Origin of the sequence: Pseudomonas sp. GLN_2, assembly GCF_043106005.1 — a bacterium.
GTDB classification, from domain to species: Bacteria; Pseudomonadota; Gammaproteobacteria; order Pseudomonadales; family Pseudomonadaceae; genus Aquipseudomonas; species Aquipseudomonas alloputida.
Genome location: NZ_JBICMC010000099.1, coordinates 21,956 through 42,002 on the forward strand (window position 1 = coordinate 21,956; position 20,047 = coordinate 42,002).

The following is a 20,047-nucleotide window of genomic DNA, read 5'->3' on the forward strand; positions in this document are numbered from 1 at the left end:
TTTTGATATCCGAATGACGGGGAGAGGCGATGCGCGAGCGACTTTTGGCGGCGGAGAAGGTGACCGCGATCCGCTGGCAGGGCGGCGCCTTGCACCTGCTCGACCAGCGCCTTCTGCCGTCGGAGGAGCGTTGGCTGGCCTGCGACAATGTTGCGCAGGTGGCCGCAGCCATCCGTGACATGGCCGTGCGCGGCGCCTCGGCGATCGGTATTGCCGCAGCTTACGGCCTGGTACTGGCCCTTGAAGAGCGGCTGGCCGAAGGCGGCGATTGGGAAATGGACCTGGAAGACGACTTTCTCACCCTCGCCGAAGCGCGTCCTACCGCCGCCAACTTGTTCTGGGCGCTGAACCGCATGCGCGAGCGTCTGCTGCGCCTGCGTCCGGAAGAAGACGTGCTGGCGGCGCTGGAGGCCGAAGCGGTGGCCATTCACGAAAGCGACCGTGAGGCCAACCTGACCATGGCCCAGCAGGGTATCGAACTGATCCGTCGTCATCAGGGCAATGCCCAGGCCCTGCTCACCTTCGGCAACGCCGGCGCCCTTGCCAGTGGCGGCTTCGGCACCGCACTGGGGGTGATCCGTGCCGGCTACCTGGAAGGCATGGTCGAGCGGGTGTATGCCGGTGAGACTCGTCCTTGGCTGCAGGGCTCGCGCCTGACGGCCTGGGAGCTGGCCAACGAGGGCATCCCGGTGACCCTGTGCGCCGACTCGGCGCTGGCGCATCTGATGAAGACCAAGGGCATCACCTGGGTGGTGGTGGGCGCGGACTGCATCGCTGCCAATGGCGACGTGGCCAGCAAGATCGGCACCTACCAGTTGGCGGTCAGCGCCATGCACCATGGTGTGCGCTTCATGGTGGTGGCGCCGAGCACCAGCATCGACCTGAACCTGGCAACCGGCGAGGATATTCCCCTGGAAGAGCGTGACGCCGACGAGTGGCTGGACTTTGGCGGTGCCCCGGCGGTACGGGATGTGCAGGTATTCAACCCGGTGTTCGACGTGACCCCGGCCGACCTGATTGACGTTATCGTGACCGAACGGGGTGTTGTCGAGCGCCCGGATACCGCCAAACTGGCCCAGTTGATTTGCCGCAAGCGCCTGCACTGATACCCCGGTAGAACGCGTACTTTGTGGGAGCGGCCTTGCGTCGCGATAGGGCCGCAAAGCGGCCCCGAGATGTCGGCGAAGAAGCAAAAATTGCCGGGGCTGCTGTGCAGCCCTATCGCGACACAAGGCCGCTCCCACAATGACCGTGCACTGCCGTACAGATCTCCCCACCGCCCCCGCCTTTGTGATAATATCCGGCAGTTTCCAAGGCTGCCCAAAGTGGTGGCCTTCATTGCGCAGATCCATGGCACAACTCATTGATTTGTCGTAAGTCGTCGCACCCTTATGCGCTGCGGCGGCGAGCTTCGTTCGGCCCTTGATGGAGCTGCGAAGTTTCACCAGAAAAAGGAATCAGGCTTCTCATGGGCGAACTGGCCAAAGAAATCCTCCCGGTCAATATCGAAGACGAACTGAGACAGTCTTACCTCGACTACGCGATGAGCGTGATTGTCGGGCGAGCGCTGCCCGATGCGCGTGACGGCTTGAAGCCCGTGCATCGCCGCGTTCTCTATGCGATGAGCGAACTGGGCAACGACTGGAACAAGCCGTACAAGAAATCCGCCCGTGTGGTCGGTGACGTGATCGGTAAGTACCACCCGCACGGCGACACTGCGGTCTACGACACCATCGTGCGTATGGCCCAGCCGTTCTCGTTGCGCTACCTGCTGGTCGACGGCCAGGGCAACTTCGGTTCGGTGGACGGCGACAACGCTGCCGCCATGCGATACACCGAAGTGCGCATGACCAAACTGGCCCACGAGCTGCTGGCCGACCTGCACAAGGAAACCGTCGACTGGGTGCCCAACTACGACGGCACCGAGCAGATCCCGGCGGTCATGCCGACGCGTATTCCCAACCTGCTGGTCAACGGTTCCAGCGGTATTGCCGTGGGCATGGCGACCAATATCCCGCCGCACAACCTCGGCGAGGTCATCGATGGCTGCCTGGCGCTCATCGACAACCCGGAAGTCACCATCGATGAGCTGATGCAGTTCATCCCTGGCCCGGACTTCCCGACTGCCGGCATCATCAACGGTCGCCAGGGCATCATCGAGGCCTATCGCACCGGCCGTGGCCGCATCTACATGCGCGCCCGCTCCGAGATCGAAGACATCGACAAGGTTGGCGGCCGTCAGCAGATCGTGATCACCGAGCTGCCGTACCAGCTGAACAAGGCGCGCCTGATCGAGAAGATCGCCGAGCTTGTCAAAGAGAAGAAGATCGAAGGCATCACCGAGCTGCGCGACGAGTCCGACAAGGACGGCATGCGCATCGTCATCGAGCTGCGTCGCGGCGAGGTGCCGGAGGTGGTGCTCAACAACCTCTACCAGCAAACCCAGCTGCAGAGCGTATTCGGCATCAACGTGGTGGCCCTGGTCGACGGCCGTCCGCGCCTGCTCAACCTCAAGGACCTGCTCGAAGCGTTCGTCCGCCACCGCCGTGAAGTGGTGACCCGCCGTACCGTATTCGAGCTGCGCAAGGCTCGTGAACGCGGCCATATCCTTGAAGGCCAGGCGGTCGCGCTGTCCAACATCGACCCGGTCATTGCCCTGATCAAGGCCTCGCCGACGCCGTCCGAAGCCAAGGAAGCCCTGGTTTCCACGCCGTGGGAGTCCAGTGCCGTGCAGGTCATGGTCGAGCGCGCCGGCGCCGATTCCTGCCGCCCTGAGGACCTGCCGGAGCAGTACGGCCTGCATGACGGCAAGTACTTCCTGTCGCCGGAACAGGCCCAGGCCATTCTCGACCTGCGCCTGCACCGCCTGACCGGCCTGGAGCACGAGAAGCTGCTGGCCGAGTACCAGGAAATCCTCGAGCAGATCGGCGAGTTGATCCGCATCCTCAGCAGCGCCGAGCGCCTGATGGAAGTGATTCGCGAGGAGCTGGAGGCCATTCGTGCCGAGTACGGCGATGTGCGCCGCACCGAAATCCTCAATGCCAGCCACGACCTCAACTACGGCGACATGATCCCGGAAGAAGAGCGCGTGGTCACCATCTCCCATGGTGGTTATGCCAAGACCCAGCCACTGTCCGCCTACCAGGCCCAGCGCCGTGGCGGCAAAGGCAAGTCGGCGACCGGCGTGAAAGACGAGGACTACATCGAGCACCTGCTGGTCGCCAACAGCCATGCCACCCTGTTGCTGTTCTCCAGCAAGGGCAAGGTGTACTGGAAGAAGACCTACGAAATCCCCGAAGCGTCCCGCGCTGCCCGCGGTCGTCCGCTGGTCAACCTGCTGCCGCTGGAGGAGGGTGAGCGCATCACCGCCATGCTGCAGATCGACCTCGAAGCGCTGCAGCAGAACGCCGACCTCGACGAAGAACTGGACGAGGCTGATGACACCGTGCTCGAGGGTGAGCTGGTAGAGGCCGAGGAAGTCGACGAAGAAGACGGCGACACCCCGGAGTGGGTTGCAGAGCCGACCGGCTCATACATCTTCATGGCGACCGCTTCCGGTACCGTCAAGAAGACCCCGCTGGTGCAGTTCGCCCGTCCGCGCTCCAACGGCCTGATCGCCCTGAAGCTGAAGGAAGGCGACACTCTGATTGCCGCGGCCATCACCGATGGCGCCAAGGAAGTCATGATGTTCTCCGACGCTGGCAAGGTCATTCGCTTTGCCGAGAGCGTCGTGCGTGAAATGGGCCGCAACGCCCGTGGTGTGCGCGGCATGAAGCTGGGCAAAGGTCAGCGGATCATCTCGATGCTGATCCCGGAGTCCGGCTCGCAGATCCTCACCGCCTCCGAGCGTGGCTTTGGCAAGCGCACCCCGCTGTCCAAGTTCCCGCGTCGCGGCCGCGGTGGCCAGGGTGTGATCGCCATGGGTACCAAAGGGCGCAACGGCCTGCTGATCGGTGCTATCCAGGTGCAGGAAGGCGAGGAGATCATGCTGATTTCCGACCAGGGCACGCTGGTTCGCACCCGGGTTGGCGAGGTGTCCAGCCTGAGCCGCAATACCCAGGGTGTTACGCTGATCAAGCTGGCGGCCGATGAGACACTGGTGGGCCTGGAGCGTATCCAGGAGCCGTCCGAGGACGAACTCGATGAAGTGATCGAGGCAGACGAGGGGGGTGTCGAAGCCGAAGCGCCAGACGAAGCTGCAGGCGCCGAAGAGGCCTCGCAAGAGTAATCAAGCGTGAAACCCGAACGGGGCGACCAAGGTCGCCCCGTTTGACTGATAACAGCTGGCAAAGCCCGGCCTTGTGGGAGCGGGCATGCCCGCGAAGCAGACACTGCGGTAGATGGCACCGGCTTTGCCGGTGTTCGCGGGCTCGCCCGCTCCCACAGGGTCGCTGCTAACCCATGTGATAGTTTTTGTTCTATTTGGCAGAGCGAGAGTGGATGTGAGCAAACGAGCCTTTAACTTCTGCGCAGGCCCTGCCGCGCTTCCTGACGCTGTCCTGCAGCGCGCACAGGCCGAGATGCTGGACTGGCGTGGCAAGGGGTTGTCGGTGATGGAAATGAGCCATCGCAGCGACGATTACGTGGCCATCGCCGAAAAGGCCGAGCAGGACCTGCGTGACCTGCTGTCCGTCCCCTCCAACTACAAGGTGCTGTTCCTGCAAGGGGGCGCCAGCCAGCAGTTCGCTGAAATCCCGCTGAACCTGCTGCCGGAAAACGGCACGGCCGATTACATCGAAACCGGTATCTGGTCGAAAAAGGCCATCGAGGAAGCGCGCCGTTTCGGCAACGTCAACGTCGCCGCCACTGCCAAGCCTTACGACTACCTGGCCATCCCCGGCCAGAACGAGTGGAACCTGACCCAAAACGCTGCCTACGTGCACTACGCGTCCAACGAGACCATCGGTGGCCTGCAGTTTGACTGGGTGCCGCAAACCGGTGACGTGCCGTTGGTGGTCGATATGTCGTCCGACATCCTCTCGCGCCCGATCGATGTGTCGCAGTTCGGCCTGATCTACGCCGGCGCGCAGAAGAATATCGGCCCAAGCGGCCTGGTGGTGGTGATCGTGCGCGAAGACCTGTTGGGTCATGCCCGCAGCAGCTGCCCGACCATGCTCGACTACAAGGTTTCGGCTGACAACGGGTCGATGTACAACACCCCGGCCACCTACTCCTGGTACCTCTCTGGCCTGGTCTTCGAGTGGCTGAAAGAGCAGGGTGGTGTTGAGGCCATGGAGCAGCGCAACCGTGCCAAGAAAGAGCGCCTTTACGGGTTCATCGACCGCAGCGAGTTCTACACCAACCCGATCAGCGTCAACGCCCGTTCGTGGATGAACGTGCCGTTCCGCCTGGCTGACGAGCGCCTGGACAAGGCCTTCCTCGCTGGCGCCGACGCGCGTGGCCTGCTCAACCTCAAGGGCCACCGTTCGGTGGGCGGCATGCGCGCCTCCATCTACAACGCCCTGGGCCTGGAAGCGGTAGAAGCGCTGGTAGGCTACATGGCTGAATTCGAGAAGGAGCATGGCTGACATGTCCGAACAGGAGCTCAAGGCGCTGCGCGTGCGCATCGACAGCCTCGACGAGAAAATCCTCGAGCTGATCAGCGACCGCGCCCGCTGCGCCGAAGAAGTAGCCCGGGTCAAGACGGCCTCCCTGAAAGAGGGCGAGAAGCCGGTGTTCTACCGTCCCGAGCGCGAAGCTGCGGTGCTCAAGCGTGTGATGGAGCGCAACAAGGGCCCGCTGGGCAACGAAGAGATGGCGCGGCTGTTCCGCGAAATCATGTCGTCGTGCCTGGCCCTGGAAGAGCCGCTGAAAATCGCCTACCTCGGCCCTGAAGGCACCTTCACCCAGGCGGCGGCCATGAAGCACTTCGGCCACGCGGTGATCAGTCGGCCGATGGCGGCCATCGACGAAGTGTTCCGTGAGGTGGCGGCCGGTGCCGTCAACTTCGGTGTGGTGCCGGTGGAAAACTCCACTGAAGGTGCGGTCAGCCACACCCTGGACAGCTTCCTCGAGCATGACATGGTGATTTGCGGTGAGGTCGAGCTGCGTATCCACCACCACCTGCTGGTGGGCGAGAATACCAAGACCGACAGCATCACCCGCATCTATTCCCACGCCCAGTCGCTGGCCCAGTGCCGAAAGTGGCTGGACGCGCACTACCCGAACGTGGAGCGCGTGGCCGTATCGAGCAATGCCGAAGCGGCCAAGCGGGTCAAGGGCGAGTGGAACTCGGCGGCGATCGCCGGCGATATGGCGGCCAACCTGTACGGCCTGACCCGTCTGGCCGAGAAGATCGAAGACCGCCCGGACAACTCCACGCGCTTCCTGATGATCGGTAACCAGGAAGTACCGCCGACCGGCGACGACAAGACCTCGATCATCGTTTCGATGAGCAACAAGCCAGGTGCGTTGCATGAGTTGCTGGTGCCGTTCTATCAGAACGGCATCGACCTGACCCGCATCGAGACCCGCCCGTCGCGCAGCGGCAAGTGGACCTACGTGTTCTTCATCGACTTCGTCGGTCACCACCGCGATCCGCTGATCAAGGCGGTGCTCGAGCAGATCAGCCAGGAGGCTGTGGCGCTGAAGGTGCTGGGCTCGTATCCGAAGGCGGTGCTTTGATCTGAGGTTGTTGGGGCCGCTTCGCGCCCCATCGCGACACAAGGCCGCTCCCACACAGGTGTAGCGCATTGTGGGAGCGGCCTTGTGTCGCGATGGGCTGCAAGGCAGCCCCAATGGCTCTTACCGGCTGTCCAGATTTCAGAACAGGGTTCGCACCAGTGGTAAATGCAGCAAAAACCAAACCCGCGCCAATCATCAACCGCCTGGTCGTGGTCGGTCTCGGCCTGATCGGCGGCTCGTTCGCCAAAGGCCTGCGTGAAAGCGGCCTGTGCCGCGAAGTGGTCGGTGTCGACCTGGATGCCCCCTCGCGCAAGCAGGCCGTGGCCCTGGGCGTGGTCGACCGCTGCGAAGAAGACCTCGCCGCCGCTTGCGTGGGCGCCGATGTCATTCAGCTGGCCGTACCGATCCTGGCCATGGAGAAAGTCCTGGCCCGCCTGGCCCAGCTCGACCTGGGTGATGCAATCATCACCGACGTCGGCAGCGCCAAGGGCAACGTCGTGCGGGAAGCGCGTGCCGTCTTCGGTGATCGCCTGCCGTGCTTCGTCCCGGGCCACCCCATTGCCGGTTCCGAGCAGAGCGGGGTAGAAGCCTCCAATGCCACCTTGTTCCGCCGGCACAAGGTCATCCTCACGCCGCTGGCCGAAACCGACCCCGCCGCGCTGGCCCTGGTTGACCGCCTGTGGCGTGCGCTGGATGCCGATGTGGAGCACATGTCGGTCGAGCGCCATGACGAAGTACTGGCCGCCACCAGCCATCTGCCACACCTGCTGGCCTTTGGCCTGGTCGACTCACTGGCCAAACGCAATGAAAACCTCGAGATCTTCCGGTACGCTGCGGGTGGATTCCGCGATTTCACAAGAATCGCCGGCAGCGATCCGACCATGTGGCATGACATCTTCCTCGCCAACCGCGACGCTGTCCTGCGCACGCTTGATACATATCGCAGCGATCTCGACGCCCTGCGCGACGCGATCGCTGAAGGGGATGGGCACCAACTGCTGGGTGTATTCACCCGTGCACGGGTTGCCCGCGAGCATTTCAGTAAAATCCTGGCCCGCCGGGCCTATGTGGACGCTATGAACGCCAACGATCTGATTTTCCAGGCCCAACCGGGTGGCCGCCTGAACGGGCGGATCCGTGTACCGGGCGACAAGTCGATTTCCCATCGCTCGATCATGCTCGGCTCGCTGGCCGAAGGTACTACCGAGGTCGAAGGCTTCCTCGAAGGCGAAGATGCGCTGGCGACCCTGCAGGCATTCCGTGACATGGGTGTGGTCATCGAAGGCCCCAACCACGGTCGTGTGACCATTCACGGCGTGGGCCTGCATGGCCTCAAGCCGCCACCTGGGCCGCTGTACGTAGGTAACTCCGGTACTTCGATGCGCCTGCTGTCGGGCCTGTTGGCCGGTCAGTCGTTCGATGTCACCATGACCGGCGACGCCTCGCTGTCCAAGCGCCCGATGAACCGTGTGGCCAACCCGCTGCGCGAAATGGGTGCTGTGGTCGAGACCGGCCCGGACGGCCGCCCGCCGCTGACCATCCGCGGTGGCCACAAGCTCAAAGGGCTGACCTACACGCTGCCAATGGCTAGCGCCCAGGTCAAATCCTGCCTGCTGCTGGCCGGCCTGTACGCCGAAGGCAAGACCACTGTCACTGAGCCTGCACCTACCCGTGACCACACCGAGCGCATGCTGCGCGGTTTTGGCTACTCGGTCGACAGCCATGGCCCGGTGGCCTCGCTGCAGTCCGGTGGCAAGCTGACCGCTACCCGGATCGAAGTGCCGGCTGACATTTCCTCGGCCGCGTTCTTCCTGGTCGCAGCCTCTATCGCTGAAGGCTCCGAGCTGGTGCTGGAGCATGTCGGCATCAACCCGACCCGTACCGGCGTGATCGACATCCTGCGCCTGATGGGCGGCGACATCACCCTGGAAAACCAGCGTGAAGTGGGCGGCGAACCCGTGGCCGACCTGCGTGTGCGCGGTGCCAAGCTGAAGGGTATCGACATTCCTGAAGCGTTGGTGCCGCTGGCCATCGACGAATTCCCGGTATTGTTCGTGGCCGCAGCCTGCGCTGAAGGGCGTACCGTGCTGCGTGGCGCCGAAGAGCTGCGGGTGAAGGAGTCCGATCGCATCCAGGTGATGGCCGATGGCCTCACCACCTTGGGTATCAAGTGCGAGCCGACCCCGGACGGCATCATCATCGACGGCGGCCAGATGGGCGGCGGCGAAGTGCATGGGCATGGTGACCACCGCATCGCCATGGCCTTCAGCGTGGCTTCGCTGCGCGCCAGTGCGCCAATTCGCATTCACGACTGCGCCAACGTCGCCACCTCGTTCCCCAACTTCCTGGCGCTGTGCGCCGAAGTGGGGATTCGCGTGGCAGAAGAGGGCAAGTCGTGAATTCAATGGCACCGGTTATCACCATCGACGGGCCAAGCGGCTCGGGCAAGGGCACGGTCGCCGGGCTGATTGCCCGCGAGCTGGGCTGGAAGCTGCTGGACTCCGGCGCGCTGTATCGCTTGCTGGCATTCAATGCCAGCAACCACGGCGTCGACCTGACCAACGAAGAGCTGCTGACCAAACTTGCCGCCCATCTGGATGTGCAGTTCATTGCTGCCGAGCCCGGTAAGCTGCAACAGATCATCCTTGAGGGTGAGGACGTCAGCAACGTCATCCGTACCGAAACCGTCGGTGCTGGTGCATCGATGGTGGCCTCGCTGCCGGCAGTGCGTGATGCGCTGCTGGTGCGTCAGCGTGAGTTCCGCGAAGAGCCGGGGCTGATTGCTGACGGTCGCGACATGGGTACCGTGGTGTTCCCGGATGCGCCCTTGAAGGTCTTCCTCACCGCCAGCGCGGAGGAGCGCGCACGTCGCCGCTACCTGCAGTTGAAGGGCAAGGGTGAAGATGTTAGTCTGTCGAGTCTGCTGGATGAGATTCGTGCGCGTGATGAGCGCGACACCCAACGTGCAGTGGCCCCGCTGAAGCCAGCGGCCGATGCCATTCAGTTGGACTCTACCGAGTTGTCCATCGAGCAGGTGTTGCAACGTATCAGAAGCGAGATTGCCCAGCGCGACCTTATCTGATAGCCAGGAAAGCAGGCAGGGGCACCAGTCAACGTCCTGCCGGCTTTCCTTTACTTAAAACGAACCCACATTGTCTGGAATGTGGTTATGGGCGTTTGTTTCGCCCGAATCTACAGGAATTAAAATGAGCGAAAGCTTTGCAGAACTCTTTGAAGAAAGCCTGAAAACCCTCAATCTTCAGCCGGGTGCGATCATCACCGGTATCGTTGTCGACATCGACGGCGACTGGGTTACCGTACACGCTGGCCTGAAGTCCGAGGGCGTCATCCCGCTCGAGCAGTTCTACAACGAAGCTGGCGAGCTGACCATCAAGGTCGGTGACGAAGTTCACGTTGCGCTGGACGCGGTCGAAGACGGCTTTGGCGAAACCAAGCTGTCCCGTGAAAAAGCCAAGCGCGCCGAGTGCTGGATTGTTCTGGAAGCAGCTTTCGCCGCCGAAGAAGTGGTCAAGGGCGTTATCAACGGTAAGGTTAAGGGCGGCTTCACTGTCGACGTTAACGGCATCCGTGCGTTCCTGCCGGGCTCCCTGGTTGATGTCCGCCCAGTGCGTGACACCACCCACCTGGAAGGCAAAGAGCTGGAATTCAAGGTCATCAAGCTGGACCAGAAGCGCAACAACGTTGTCGTTTCCCGTCGCAGCGTGCTGGAAGCCGAGAACAGCGCCGAGCGCGAAGCCCTGCTGGAAACCCTGCAGGAAGGCCAGCAAGTCAAAGGTATCGTCAAGAACCTCACCGACTACGGCGCATTCGTGGACCTGGGCGGTATCGACGGCCTGCTGCACATCACCGACATGGCCTGGAAGCGCATCAAGCACCCATCGGAAATCGTTAACGTTGGCGACGAAGTCGACGTACGCGTTCTGAAGTTCGACCGTGAGCGCAACCGCGTTTCGCTGGGTCTGAAGCAGATGGGCGAAGATCCGTGGGTAGCTATCACTGCCCGTTACCCAGAAGGTACTCGCGTACAGGCTCGCGTTACCAACCTGACCGACTACGGCTGCTTCGCTGAGCTGGAAGAAGGCGTTGAAGGTCTGGTACACGTTTCCGAAATGGACTGGACCAACAAGAACATCCACCCGTCGAAAGTCGTTCAGGTTGGCGACGAAGTGGAAGTCATGGTTCTGGACATCGACGAAGAGCGTCGTCGTATCTCCCTGGGCATCAAGCAGTGCAAGTCCAACCCATGGGAAGACTTCTCCGGCCAGTTCAACAAGGGTGACAAGATCACCGGTACCATCAAGTCGATCACCGACTTCGGTATCTTCATTGGTCTGGACGGCGGCATCGACGGCCTGGTTCACCTGTCCGACATCTCCTGGAACGAAACCGGCGAAGAAGCCGTACGTCGTTTCAAGAAGGGCGACGAGCTGGAAACCGTCATCCTGTCGGTCGACCCAGAGCGCGAGCGCATCTCCCTGGGCATCAAGCAGCTGGAAGACGATCCGTTCTCCAACTTCGTTGCTGTCAATGACAAGGGCGCTATCGTCAAGGGCATCGTGAAAGAAGTTGACGCCAAAGGCGCCATCGTCACCCTGGCCGACGACATCGAAGCCACTCTGAAAGCTTCCGAAATCAGCCGTGACCGCGTTGAAGACGCGCGTAACGTTCTGAAGGAAGGCGAAGAGATCGAAGCCAAGATCATCAGCGTTGACCGCAAGTCCCGCGTTATCAGCCTGTCGATCAAATCGAAAGACGACGCTGAAGAGCGCGAAGCTATCCAGAGCCTGAAAAACGCTCCGGAAGCTGCTGCCGACACCACCATGGCTGCGCTGCTGCGCGAAGCAATGGCCAAGCAGAACTGAGTTCTGTTTGATCGGTAAAAAGGGCGACCCTCGGGTCGCCCTTTTTTTGTGCTCCGCAATCAGGCGGCGCGGCGGATGGCACCGGCTTCGCCGGTGTTCGCGGGTAAACCCGCTCCTACACCGATGGCGCTGGATCACACTCGCCTCAGGCCGACGCCCCCCATTGTAGGAGCGGGCTTGCCCGCGAATCAGGCGGCGCTGGCCTGCCTGAGGGGTAGACCATTCTTGAATTACTTCAATCTTGAATTTTTTTATTAAGTCAAGATCCACCCTGTTCAAATCCTTCCCGGCGTGCTACAAACTGGTTAAGCAATGATCTAGCTGCTTGATAACGAAGGGAAAAATATGACGAAGTCGGAGCTGATCGAACGTATTGTCACCCATCAGGGGCTGCTCTCGTCCAAGGATGTGGAGCTGGCCATCAAGACCATGCTTGAGCAGATGTCGCAATGCCTGGCTACCGGCGATCGCATCGAGATCCGCGGTTTTGGCAGCTTCTCGCTGCACTATCGCGCCCCTCGCGTAGGCCGTAACCCGAAGACCGGCCAGTCGGTCAGCCTCGAAGGCAAGTTCGTGCCGCACTTCAAGCCCGGCAAAGAGTTGCGTGACCGGGTCAATGAAGACGAGCATGAAGAGGCCCACACCTGATTCCACAAGGAGCAATCTGATGCGTAACCTCAAGCGCGCCCTGGCGGCGGTGTTCGTGCTGCTATTGGCGGCTGTGGTGTTGTTCTTCGTGCTGGAGAACCAGCAAACCGTGTCACTGGTTCTGTTCGGCTGGGCTGCACCCGCCATGCCGGTTGCTGTCCTGGTATTGGCTGCCTTGGTCATTGGCCTGGCGGTCGGGCCGTTGCTGGGGGCTTACGGCGTGCAGCGCAGCAAGCGCAAGATCAGGGCTTCTGCCCGTCAGGCGGCACTGAACGGCAACTAAGGAAATTTCCTACACCTACTAAAGAAAGGTTCGCCTATGCATGCGTCGGTCGTCATGGAGTAATAGTCCACTTCATTTTCGGTCCAGGCGAGTGTGCGCAGCATGGAATATCCCAGCCTTTCCCATCACGGTGGTACCCGGGGTGTCACCGGGTCCTGTCACCAGCTGCACCTCGGCCCATCCACCAGTTTGCTGGTCGACTGCGGGCTGGAACAGGGAAGTGATGCGCCGCCCGGTGCAGCATCCGCCCCCCTCGGTTTTGATATCCAGGGTATTCAGGCTCTGGTCATCACCCATGTCCATATCGACCATGTCGGGCGCATCCCTGCGCTGCTGGCAGCGGGTTACCGTGGCCCTATCCTGTGCAGCGAGCCTTCGGCCCGGCTGCTGCCGCTGGTGCTGGAAGACGCCTACAAGCTGAGCATCAGCAGCGAGCCTGCGCAGGTGGCGCGCTATCTCGATTTCATCGGTGACCTTATCGTGCCGCTGCCCTTCGAGCAGTGGCACACGGTGGTTGAGTACCCTGGTCTTGCCTGCCGTATTCGCCTGCAGCGTGCAGGGCATCTGCTGGGTTCCGCTTATGTTGAGTGCGATATGCAGCATGAGCAAACCAACAGCCGGTATGTGTTTTCTGGCGATCTGGGCGCTTGTGGCAACCCGCTGCTGCGCCCGGTGCAGCCCCCGGAGCGTGCTGACGTGCTGGTGCTGGAAAGCACCTACGGCGACCGCCTGCACCCGCAGGCAGACGACCGCCGTCAGCGGTTGGAAGACGCCATCGACCGAGCCCTGGCCGACAAAGGTACCCTCCTGATTCCTGCATTCAGTCTTGGTCGCACGCAGGAGCTGTTGTACGAGCTGGAAGACATTCTGCACCGCAAAGCCCTGCTGAACACTACCGGTCCGGCTCCGGACGGTGAGCCAATCGACTGGTCACAGTTGCCCATCATCCTCGATTCGCCCTTGGCTCAGCGCATCACCCGCGTGTACCGGGAGCTGCACGAATACTGGAATGCAGAAGCCAGGGCGCGTGTTGCAGCCGGGCGCGATCCACTCGGCTTCAGCCAACTGATCAGTGTGGACACCCATGCCCGCCACCAGCAGGTGGTCAATTACCTCAAGAGCACCGGGCGACCGGCGATCGTGATTGCCGGCAATGGCATGTGTTCGGGTGGGCGCATCGTCAATTACCTCAAGGCCATGCTGGGGGATCCGCGGCATGAGGTGATGTTCGTGGGGTACCAGGCTAAGGGGACGCCGGGGGCGGTGATACAGGCGAGTGAGGGGGCGGAGGGTTTTGTGCAGATCGACCTGGATGGGCATATGTACGAGGTGCGGGCTAAGGTCATGACGTTGTCGGGGTACTCGGGGCATGCGGACCAAAAAGGGTTAGTGAGCTTCGCAACACGAGGCCCTAGCTCGGCAGTGAATATCCTCTTAGTGCACGGTGATCCTAATGCAAAAGCTGCGTTGAGCCAGGCCTTGATGACCGCAAGCTTAGCGTTCAAGCACAGGGTAGAGGTGAGCATTCCTCGATAACGACCTGACAGTCTGAACAGGCCTTGGTGGAACCAGGGAACTACTTTTACGGTCATTGCCTCTCAGGTCACATGTGTGGGGCAGCATTTTTTCCAAGCTTCCTTCGGTCAGGTCCAGGATCAAGCAGAGGCTAATTGCCGCTGCGCTCGATTTTAGTTACCGTAGGAGCGGCCGCTATAGAATTCAGCGCTGCTTGGTATACCAGTAGTCTGTTCAGCTTTTCGGAATCAAGGAAAAATAAAAGAAATGCGCAATGACCTCGAGCGCTTCAAGCAAGAGCGTGAATTTGATATTTTCGATTTGACTGAGGGGATATGGCGGCAGCGTTGGTTGGTGCTGGTGGTTACTGCAGTGGTGGTCGCGGTCTTCGCTATTTACGCGATTGCAGTGACGCCCGTTTATCAAGCCAAGCTGAATGTTCAGCCTCCGTTAGATAGCGATATCAATCAGCTGAATGTCGGGCGGTCGGATGGCAGAGGGCTTCTTGTGCCAATAACGGCAAAGTTTGTGAATGACGTTTATTTGCGAAACTTGCAGTCAAATGTTTTACGACAGATGTTTTACAAACGTGTCTATTTGGCGAGTCTTGTTGAAAATGTTGACGGTGAATCGCAAGCAGGGCTTTATGCAAAGTTTAATGCTCAGTTTTTGGTTGGTATCAATCAGTCAGAGCAATATGCAACAGTAACAGTGTTGGCGGAGGATCCTAAACAAGCCGCTGATTGGGCTGTGCGCTATGCGGAGATGGCGGGTGAGCAATCAAAAAAAGAGTTGATGGAAAGGGTGGCGTCTGACTTTAAAGTAGAAGCTGATAATATTCAGCAATCTATAGATTCTGCGCGGGCGAAAGCCAAACTTGAGCGGGATGACCGCATTGCCCAATTGACAGAAGCCTTGAAAATATCAAGGTCGATCGGTTTGGAAAAACCGCCAATTATTGAAAATAATCTTTCGTCTGAAGTTTCTGCAGGTATGAACGGGTCGCTAATGTACATGCGAGGGAGCAAGGCCCTGGAGTCGGAAATTCAGAATCTCCAGACACGCTCATCTGATGATCCATTCGTCAATAACCTCCGCGAGCGTGAAGAGCAGGTGGCCGTCTATCGATCTTTGAAGGTTAGCCCTGATCAATTCTCGGTGTATCGTCAGGATGGTGTCGTCGAGATACCAGAGAGGCCGATTAAACCAAGGAAGGCATTGCTGGTGGCTGTCGGAATATTTGCGGGCTTGTTTCTAGGGATTTTTATTGCTCTTGTTCGTGAGGCTTGGCGTTTCCGTCAAGCGCGTTTGCGCACGTAGCCAGTAGCCGATTGGCCGGTGCAGTCAGTTATCGCATTCCGTAAAGTCAAGAGTCATGGAATGACTCACCAGACTGAAGCAATGATCAAATTTTTTAAGGGTTCGATTGAAAATGAGTGAGCGATATCTAGTCTCAGTGGTAGTGCCAACCCATAACCGCTCAAAGTATGCGATCCCTTGCGTGAAAAGCCTGCTGGAAATTAAAAGCGACCGGCTGCAGATCGTTGTGCACGACACCAGCAATGATGACTGTGCTCTCGCGGCATGGGCGGTCGCTCAGACAGATTCGCGTTTGGTGTACGTACATTGGAAAAATCGTCTTTCCATGACCGAGAATCATGAGCGTGCGATTGAGCTGGCAGAAGGCGAATACGTATGCCTGATCGGTGACGACGACACAGTCTCCGCGAGAATCATCGAAGCAGCCGAGTTCGCAAAATCTGAGGCGATCGAAATGCTGACGCCACAGGTAAAAGCGTTTTACTACTGGCCTGACTTTCGGACCAGGTTCTATGGCGCCGCGCATGCCGGGCGCATTTACTTGGACGATTTTTCCGGTGGATGCATACAGTATGACGTGAAAGCACGTTTGGATATTGCACTGCATGAAGCTTGTCAGGGTACTGATGCGTTACCCAAGCTTTATCACGGATTGGTCAAGCGCCGTCTTCTGGATGAGCTTCGGCAGCGTAGCGGTAAGATCTTCTATGGAACTAGCCCTGACATGTCAGCCTCCATCTCGCTATCTCTGATAGGTAAAACATACTCCCTCATAGACTTTCCCTTTACCATGCCGGGCGGTGGCGGAGGCAGCAATAGCGGGCGCAGTGCTATGGGGAAGCACAAGGGCGATCTTAAAAGCGATCCACACATGAAGCCGTTCACCGATCTACGTTGGCCGCCTGAGTTGCCGATGTTTTTCAGTGTGGAGACTGTCTGGGCCCACGCTGCTTGGGCCACCCTTGATGGCTTAGGTGATAAAACTCGTCAAGCCCAGTTCAATCTGGCTCGGCTTTATGCTTTATGCCTTTTCCATCATCGGGATTATGCAAAGGAGGTGCTCTCGGCGCGGCGTGCTGCTAAGCAAGGCGGATGCACCCAAGTCGGTACTGCCCGGATCGTTTCGGAGCTGTTCTCTGTCGCCTGCAAGTATGCGCTTGCCAGGTTTAAACGCGTTTTGAAGCCCAAGGCTAGTAATGGTCGAGAAGTAGTAGCTGTGGTTGAAGACGTGTATCTTGCCCGGCAGGCCTTGGATCAGCGACTGCCTTTGAGCTTGTCAGGCTCTGCACAAAGCGGGTCATCGTCAGTAAGCGCTCAGGGTAGTGAGTGATTGTGCAGCCATGAAGATACCTAACCTATCATCGCTATTGCTTGCCAGTTTTTCTGGAAAATTGATCTATGCGTTGGCGAGCTTGGCTTCCCTGCCTGTGGCAGCACATGTATTGGGGGCCGAAGCGGTGGGGTTGGTCGGTTTCTTCACCACGCTTCTGATGGTACTGATGGTGCTCGAGGGCGGGCTTACCAGTAGTGTAATACAGCGCTTGGCGAGTATAAGAGGCTCACGATTAATCGGGCGCTCACATCGTCCCATTTTCGCGCTCATCAATACCTATTTGCTGGTGTTCACCTTAATGGGATTGGTGGCGGCGTTAGTGATTGTGATGGCTTCACCCCTGCTTGTGTCAAGTTGGCTGAAGCTCACCGTGATTGCTGAGCAGCAAGCACTATATTGTTTGTATTGTATGGCTATATTTATTGGATTGAATCTCCCGGTGATGTTGTTGCAGGGAGTATTTGTCGGCCATGAGCTACAGCAGTCGTTAAATAAGATTTATATTCCGTACTCCATAATGCGGACGCTGGGCGTGCTTCTGGTTGTTAGCGAGGTTTCGCGTCTTGATAGTGTGGTTGGCTATTTTATAGTTCAGGTAGTGGTGCAATTTGTTTATGTCGTTTCCTTGCTCTTGGTGTTGAAAAGGCATGGAGTTCTCGGGCGAGCCAGGGTCCACTTCAAATATCTGAAGCACGGAATTGCTTTTAGTCGAGGGGTTTTTCTAATCTCACTGACCTCGCTGATAACGGTGCAATACGACAAGGTATTCATGAGCGGTAAGCTTGGCTTGGAAGAGTATGCCTATTACAGCCTGGCGAGCACGGTCGCTGGATTTCCCTACATATTCTCGACAGCTTTTAATGCTGTTTTGTTTCCGAGGTTTTCAAGTAACTTGCGGCTTGGCCAGTTTGACGTAATAGAAAAAATATTTCGTGCTGCACTGGTTTTGTTTTCCCTTGTCATGACAATTATGTGCAGCGCGGTATTTTGGTTTGCTCAGCCCGTTCTACTTATGCTGTTTGAGCCGTTCCTGGCAAACGGAATGGCGATCGTGTTGCCGTGGTTATTAGTGGGTACGGCATTACAATCTCTATTAATTATTCCCTTTGCGCTGCAGTTAGCGGCAAGTTGGACTTCACTGTCTTTTCGCTTGAATTTGGTGGCAGTGCCCGTCATGCTGTTGGCGCTACCCACGCTGGTGGCTCACTTTGGAGCGGTCGGCGGAGGGTACACTTGGGTGCTTTACAATTTGTTTTCGCTTGCGTGTACTGCATATTTCACATGCCGTCGCTTTCCTTGGTTGAAGAGCGCATATAGAACCTGTCTGATAGCTGTGCTTTTCACTACCGCACTGGCGAACGGAATTTTTTTCCTATGTTCAATTTGGTTAAGCAGCGGTTTGGCTGTCTTGGTCGTGACGTGTCTTTCTTCGGCAGCGTTGTGCGCAGTAGGCTTGGTAGTTTTTCGACGGCATCTTGCTGGACTCAGATGACGTGACCGTATACGCTTTCCTGATTAGGGAGAATGACAATGAAAATCATGGTGCTCGGTGCGTCCGGGATGTTAGGTAGCGCGGTATTCAGGCATCTGGCGTCTGATCCACGCTACGACGTGTGTGGTACCGTCCGTAGTGCGGGGGTGTTACGATTTTTCTCACCGGCTGAGCAGGTGCGCATTCAGGTGGGTATCGATGTGCTTAACCAGGATGAGATTTTAGCACTGTTTAATCAGCACCGTCCTGACGTAATAATCAATTGCACCGGTTTAATAAAGCAACTGGCAACTGCAAACGATCCGCTTGCTGTACTGCCGATCAATTCTTTGCTACCCCATCGGCTGCAAAAAATAGCCAGTTTGATTGGCGCTCGTCTAGTTCATATTAGTACGGATTGCGTATACGCCGGAACTCGAGGGATGTACATTGAGTCAGACCCGTCTGATGCAGAGGACCTTTATGGTAAGTCGAAGTATATTGGCGAGGTCACTGATGCGACCAATGCCATTACACTTAGGACTTCCATTATTGGTCATGAGCTGAGCAGTAGCAAATCACTCATTGACTGGTTCTTGTCGCAAACAGGTCCTGTGAAGGGTTATCAGCGAGCGATTTTCTCAGGTTTGCCCACCGTTGAATTAGGTCGGATCATCGGCAATCTCGTCTTGCCTAATACTGAATTAAGCGGCCTTTATCACGTGTCAGCTGATGCCATTGATAAGTATTCGCTGTTAAGTAAAGTCGCGAGGATTTATGGTAAGGCTATCACTATTACAGCCGATGATGAGGTAGTCATTGACCGGTCTCTCGATTCGACACGTTTCCGAGAAGCTGTCGGATATGTGCCTCCCTGTTGGGATGATTTGATATCTAGCATGCGCGACTTTAAATAGATTTTTCAGGGCAAATATATGTTCAAAAATAAAGTATTGATGATTACCGGTGGCACTGGATCGTTCGGTAATACAGTGCTAAAGCGCTTTTTGGATACTGATGTTAAAGAAATAAGAATATTCAGTCGCGATGAAAAAAAACAAGAAGACATGCGTATCGCCTTGGGTAACGACAAGGTAAAGTTTTATATTGGCGATGTTCGGGACTATAGCAGCCTTATCCAGGCAATGGTGGGCGTGGATTATATTTTTCACGCTGCAGCACTAAAGCAAGTTCCATCTTGTGAGTTTTTTCCAATGGAGGCCGTGAAAACCAATGTCATGGGGACTGAAAATGTTCTCAATGCGGCGGTTGAGTGTAAGGTCAAACGCGTTGTTGTTTTGAGTACTGATAAAGCGGTTTATCCCATAAATGCGATGGGTATTTCCAAGGCTCTAGCTGAGAAGTTGGTAATCGCGAAATCTCGGATGATTCCCGATACTTCACCCACCGTTATATGTGCCACTCGTTACGGCAATGTCATGGCGTCCCGCGGGTCAGTGATTCCGCTATTTGTGAATCAACTTAAGTGTGGGCAGGCGTTGACGGTCACAGACCCCAATATGACCCGTTTTCTGATGTCATTGGAAGACTCGGTCGATCTGGTTTTGCACGCGTTTGAGCACTCCCAGCAAGGTGATATCTTTGTTCAGAAAGCGCCCGCTTCGACAGTGGGAGATTTGGCGGAAGCGCTCAAGCAGCTCTTTGTATCAAACAGTGAAGTCAAGGTGATTGGTACCCGGCACGGCGAAAAGCTCTACGAATCATTGATATCTCGCGAAGAGATGGCTAAGGCTGAGGACATGGGGCGGTACTATCGGATCCCTGCCGACAATCGCGATCTGAATTATGAGAAGTATGCTTCTGATGGCGAGCAGGAGGTCTCTCAGCTTGATGACTACACCTCCCATAATACAACGCTGCTGTCCATCGAAGAAATCAAGGAGACGTTGTTGAGGTTGGAGTATATTCAGCAAGAGTTGAAGGTTTGACTGCGATGTCTCTGTGGTTGC

General features: G+C 57.9%; 15 protein-coding genes. All 15 read left to right on the forward strand.

The features are described from left to right. Positions 1 to 29 precede the first annotated feature (29 nt). The 15 genes from mtnA (at position 30) to ACF8Q6_RS24435 (ending at position 20,026) form a co-directional block, all read left to right on the forward strand. On the forward strand, positions 30 to 1,106 hold the full coding sequence (gene mtnA / locus ACF8Q6_RS24365) for an S-methyl-5-thioribose-1-phosphate isomerase (protein WP_012053387.1): 1,077 nt from the start codon (positions 30 to 32) through the stop codon (positions 1,104 to 1,106). A gap of 362 nt (positions 1,107 to 1,468) precedes the next feature. Next, complete coding sequence (gyrA, locus tag ACF8Q6_RS24370; RefSeq protein ID WP_392499602.1) at positions 1,469 to 4,228, forward strand: DNA gyrase subunit A; 2,760 nt, start codon at positions 1,469 to 1,471, stop codon at positions 4,226 to 4,228. 214 nt (positions 4,229 to 4,442) lie between these two features. Next, positions 4,443 to 5,528, forward strand: coding sequence for a 3-phosphoserine/phosphohydroxythreonine transaminase (serC, locus tag ACF8Q6_RS24375; protein ID WP_088513604.1), 1,086 nt, complete (start codon positions 4,443 to 4,445; stop codon positions 5,526 to 5,528). 1 nt (position 5,529) lies between these two features. Continuing rightward, complete coding sequence (gene pheA, locus ACF8Q6_RS24380) at positions 5,530 to 6,624, forward strand: prephenate dehydratase (protein ID WP_003252669.1); 1,095 nt, start codon at positions 5,530 to 5,532, stop codon at positions 6,622 to 6,624. Between the two features lie 191 nt (positions 6,625 to 6,815). Next, entirely contained in the window at positions 6,816 to 9,023 is a 2,208-nt protein-coding gene (locus ACF8Q6_RS24385) for a bifunctional prephenate dehydrogenase/3-phosphoshikimate 1-carboxyvinyltransferase (protein ID WP_392491643.1), read from the forward strand. Positions 9,024 to 9,028: 5 nt separating this feature from the next. Continuing rightward, positions 9,029 to 9,706: a (d)CMP kinase gene (gene cmk, locus ACF8Q6_RS24390; RefSeq protein WP_392491644.1), complete on the forward strand. Its 678-nt coding sequence runs from the start codon at positions 9,029 to 9,031 to the stop codon at positions 9,704 to 9,706. A 124-nt stretch (positions 9,707 to 9,830) separates the two neighbouring features. Then, positions 9,831 to 11,507, forward strand: a complete 1,677-nt coding sequence (gene rpsA, locus ACF8Q6_RS24395) for a 30S ribosomal protein S1 (protein WP_003252673.1) — start codon at positions 9,831 to 9,833, stop codon at positions 11,505 to 11,507. Positions 11,508 to 11,852: 345 nt separating this feature from the next. Continuing rightward, complete coding sequence (gene ihfB / locus ACF8Q6_RS24400) at positions 11,853 to 12,155, forward strand: integration host factor subunit beta (protein WP_010952810.1); 303 nt, start codon at positions 11,853 to 11,855, stop codon at positions 12,153 to 12,155. Positions 12,156 to 12,174: 19 nt separating this feature from the next. After that, complete coding sequence (locus ACF8Q6_RS24405; RefSeq protein WP_003260859.1) at positions 12,175 to 12,438, forward strand: lipopolysaccharide assembly protein LapA domain-containing protein; 264 nt, start codon at positions 12,175 to 12,177, stop codon at positions 12,436 to 12,438. A 102-nt stretch (positions 12,439 to 12,540) separates the two neighbouring features. Further along, positions 12,541 to 13,974, forward strand: a complete 1,434-nt coding sequence (locus tag ACF8Q6_RS24410; protein WP_392490874.1) for an MBL fold metallo-hydrolase RNA specificity domain-containing protein — start codon at positions 12,541 to 12,543, stop codon at positions 13,972 to 13,974. A gap of 246 nt (positions 13,975 to 14,220) precedes the next feature. Beyond that, positions 14,221 to 15,273: a Wzz/FepE/Etk N-terminal domain-containing protein gene (locus ACF8Q6_RS24415; RefSeq protein WP_392490875.1), complete on the forward strand. Its 1,053-nt coding sequence runs from the start codon at positions 14,221 to 14,223 to the stop codon at positions 15,271 to 15,273. Between the two features lie 112 nt (positions 15,274 to 15,385). Next, a complete protein-coding gene (locus ACF8Q6_RS24420; RefSeq protein WP_392490876.1) occupies positions 15,386 to 16,603 on the forward strand; it encodes a glycosyltransferase family 2 protein in 1,218 nt (405 codons plus the stop codon). A gap of 10 nt (positions 16,604 to 16,613) precedes the next feature. Beyond that, positions 16,614 to 18,098 (forward strand): hypothetical protein, encoded by a 1,485-nt coding sequence (locus ACF8Q6_RS24425; RefSeq protein ID WP_392490877.1) that lies wholly within the window; start codon positions 16,614 to 16,616, stop codon positions 18,096 to 18,098. 38 nt (positions 18,099 to 18,136) lie between these two features. After that, the gene (locus tag ACF8Q6_RS24430) at positions 18,137 to 18,994 is read left to right on the forward strand and encodes a dTDP-4-dehydrorhamnose reductase family protein (protein ID WP_392490878.1); all 858 of its coding nucleotides are present in this window, start codon (positions 18,137 to 18,139) and stop codon (positions 18,992 to 18,994) included. A gap of 18 nt (positions 18,995 to 19,012) precedes the next feature. Continuing rightward, the gene (locus ACF8Q6_RS24435; protein ID WP_392490879.1) at positions 19,013 to 20,026 is read left to right on the forward strand and encodes a polysaccharide biosynthesis protein; all 1,014 of its coding nucleotides are present in this window, start codon (positions 19,013 to 19,015) and stop codon (positions 20,024 to 20,026) included. The last annotated feature ends 21 nt before the right edge of the window (positions 20,027 to 20,047 follow it).

What these genes read in the sequence shown, in the direction of transcription:
- mtnA (WP_012053387.1), top strand. Translation starts at nt 30, where the DNA reads ATGCGCGAGCGACTTTTGGCGGCGGAGAAGGTGACCGCGATCCGCTGG.
- gyrA (WP_392499602.1), top strand. Translation starts at nt 1,469, where the DNA reads ATGGGCGAACTGGCCAAAGAAATCCTCCCGGTCAATATCGAAGACGAA.
- pheA (WP_003252669.1), top strand. Translation starts at nt 5,530, where the DNA reads ATGTCCGAACAGGAGCTCAAGGCGCTGCGCGTGCGCATCGACAGCCTC.
- cmk (WP_392491644.1), top strand. Translation starts at nt 9,029, where the DNA reads ATGGCACCGGTTATCACCATCGACGGGCCAAGCGGCTCGGGCAAGGGC.
- rpsA (WP_003252673.1), top strand. Translation starts at nt 9,831, where the DNA reads ATGAGCGAAAGCTTTGCAGAACTCTTTGAAGAAAGCCTGAAAACCCTC.
- ihfB (WP_010952810.1), top strand. Translation starts at nt 11,853, where the DNA reads ATGACGAAGTCGGAGCTGATCGAACGTATTGTCACCCATCAGGGGCTG.
- ACF8Q6_RS24405 (WP_003260859.1), top strand. Translation starts at nt 12,175, where the DNA reads ATGCGTAACCTCAAGCGCGCCCTGGCGGCGGTGTTCGTGCTGCTATTG.
- ACF8Q6_RS24410 (WP_392490874.1), top strand. Translation starts at nt 12,541, where the DNA reads ATGGAATATCCCAGCCTTTCCCATCACGGTGGTACCCGGGGTGTCACC.
- ACF8Q6_RS24415 (WP_392490875.1), top strand. Translation starts at nt 14,221, where the DNA reads ATGCGCAATGACCTCGAGCGCTTCAAGCAAGAGCGTGAATTTGATATT.
- ACF8Q6_RS24420 (WP_392490876.1), top strand. Translation starts at nt 15,386, where the DNA reads ATGAGTGAGCGATATCTAGTCTCAGTGGTAGTGCCAACCCATAACCGC.
- ACF8Q6_RS24425 (WP_392490877.1), top strand. Translation starts at nt 16,614, where the DNA reads ATGAAGATACCTAACCTATCATCGCTATTGCTTGCCAGTTTTTCTGGA.
- ACF8Q6_RS24430 (WP_392490878.1), top strand. Translation starts at nt 18,137, where the DNA reads ATGAAAATCATGGTGCTCGGTGCGTCCGGGATGTTAGGTAGCGCGGTA.
- ACF8Q6_RS24435 (WP_392490879.1), top strand. Translation starts at nt 19,013, where the DNA reads ATGTTCAAAAATAAAGTATTGATGATTACCGGTGGCACTGGATCGTTC.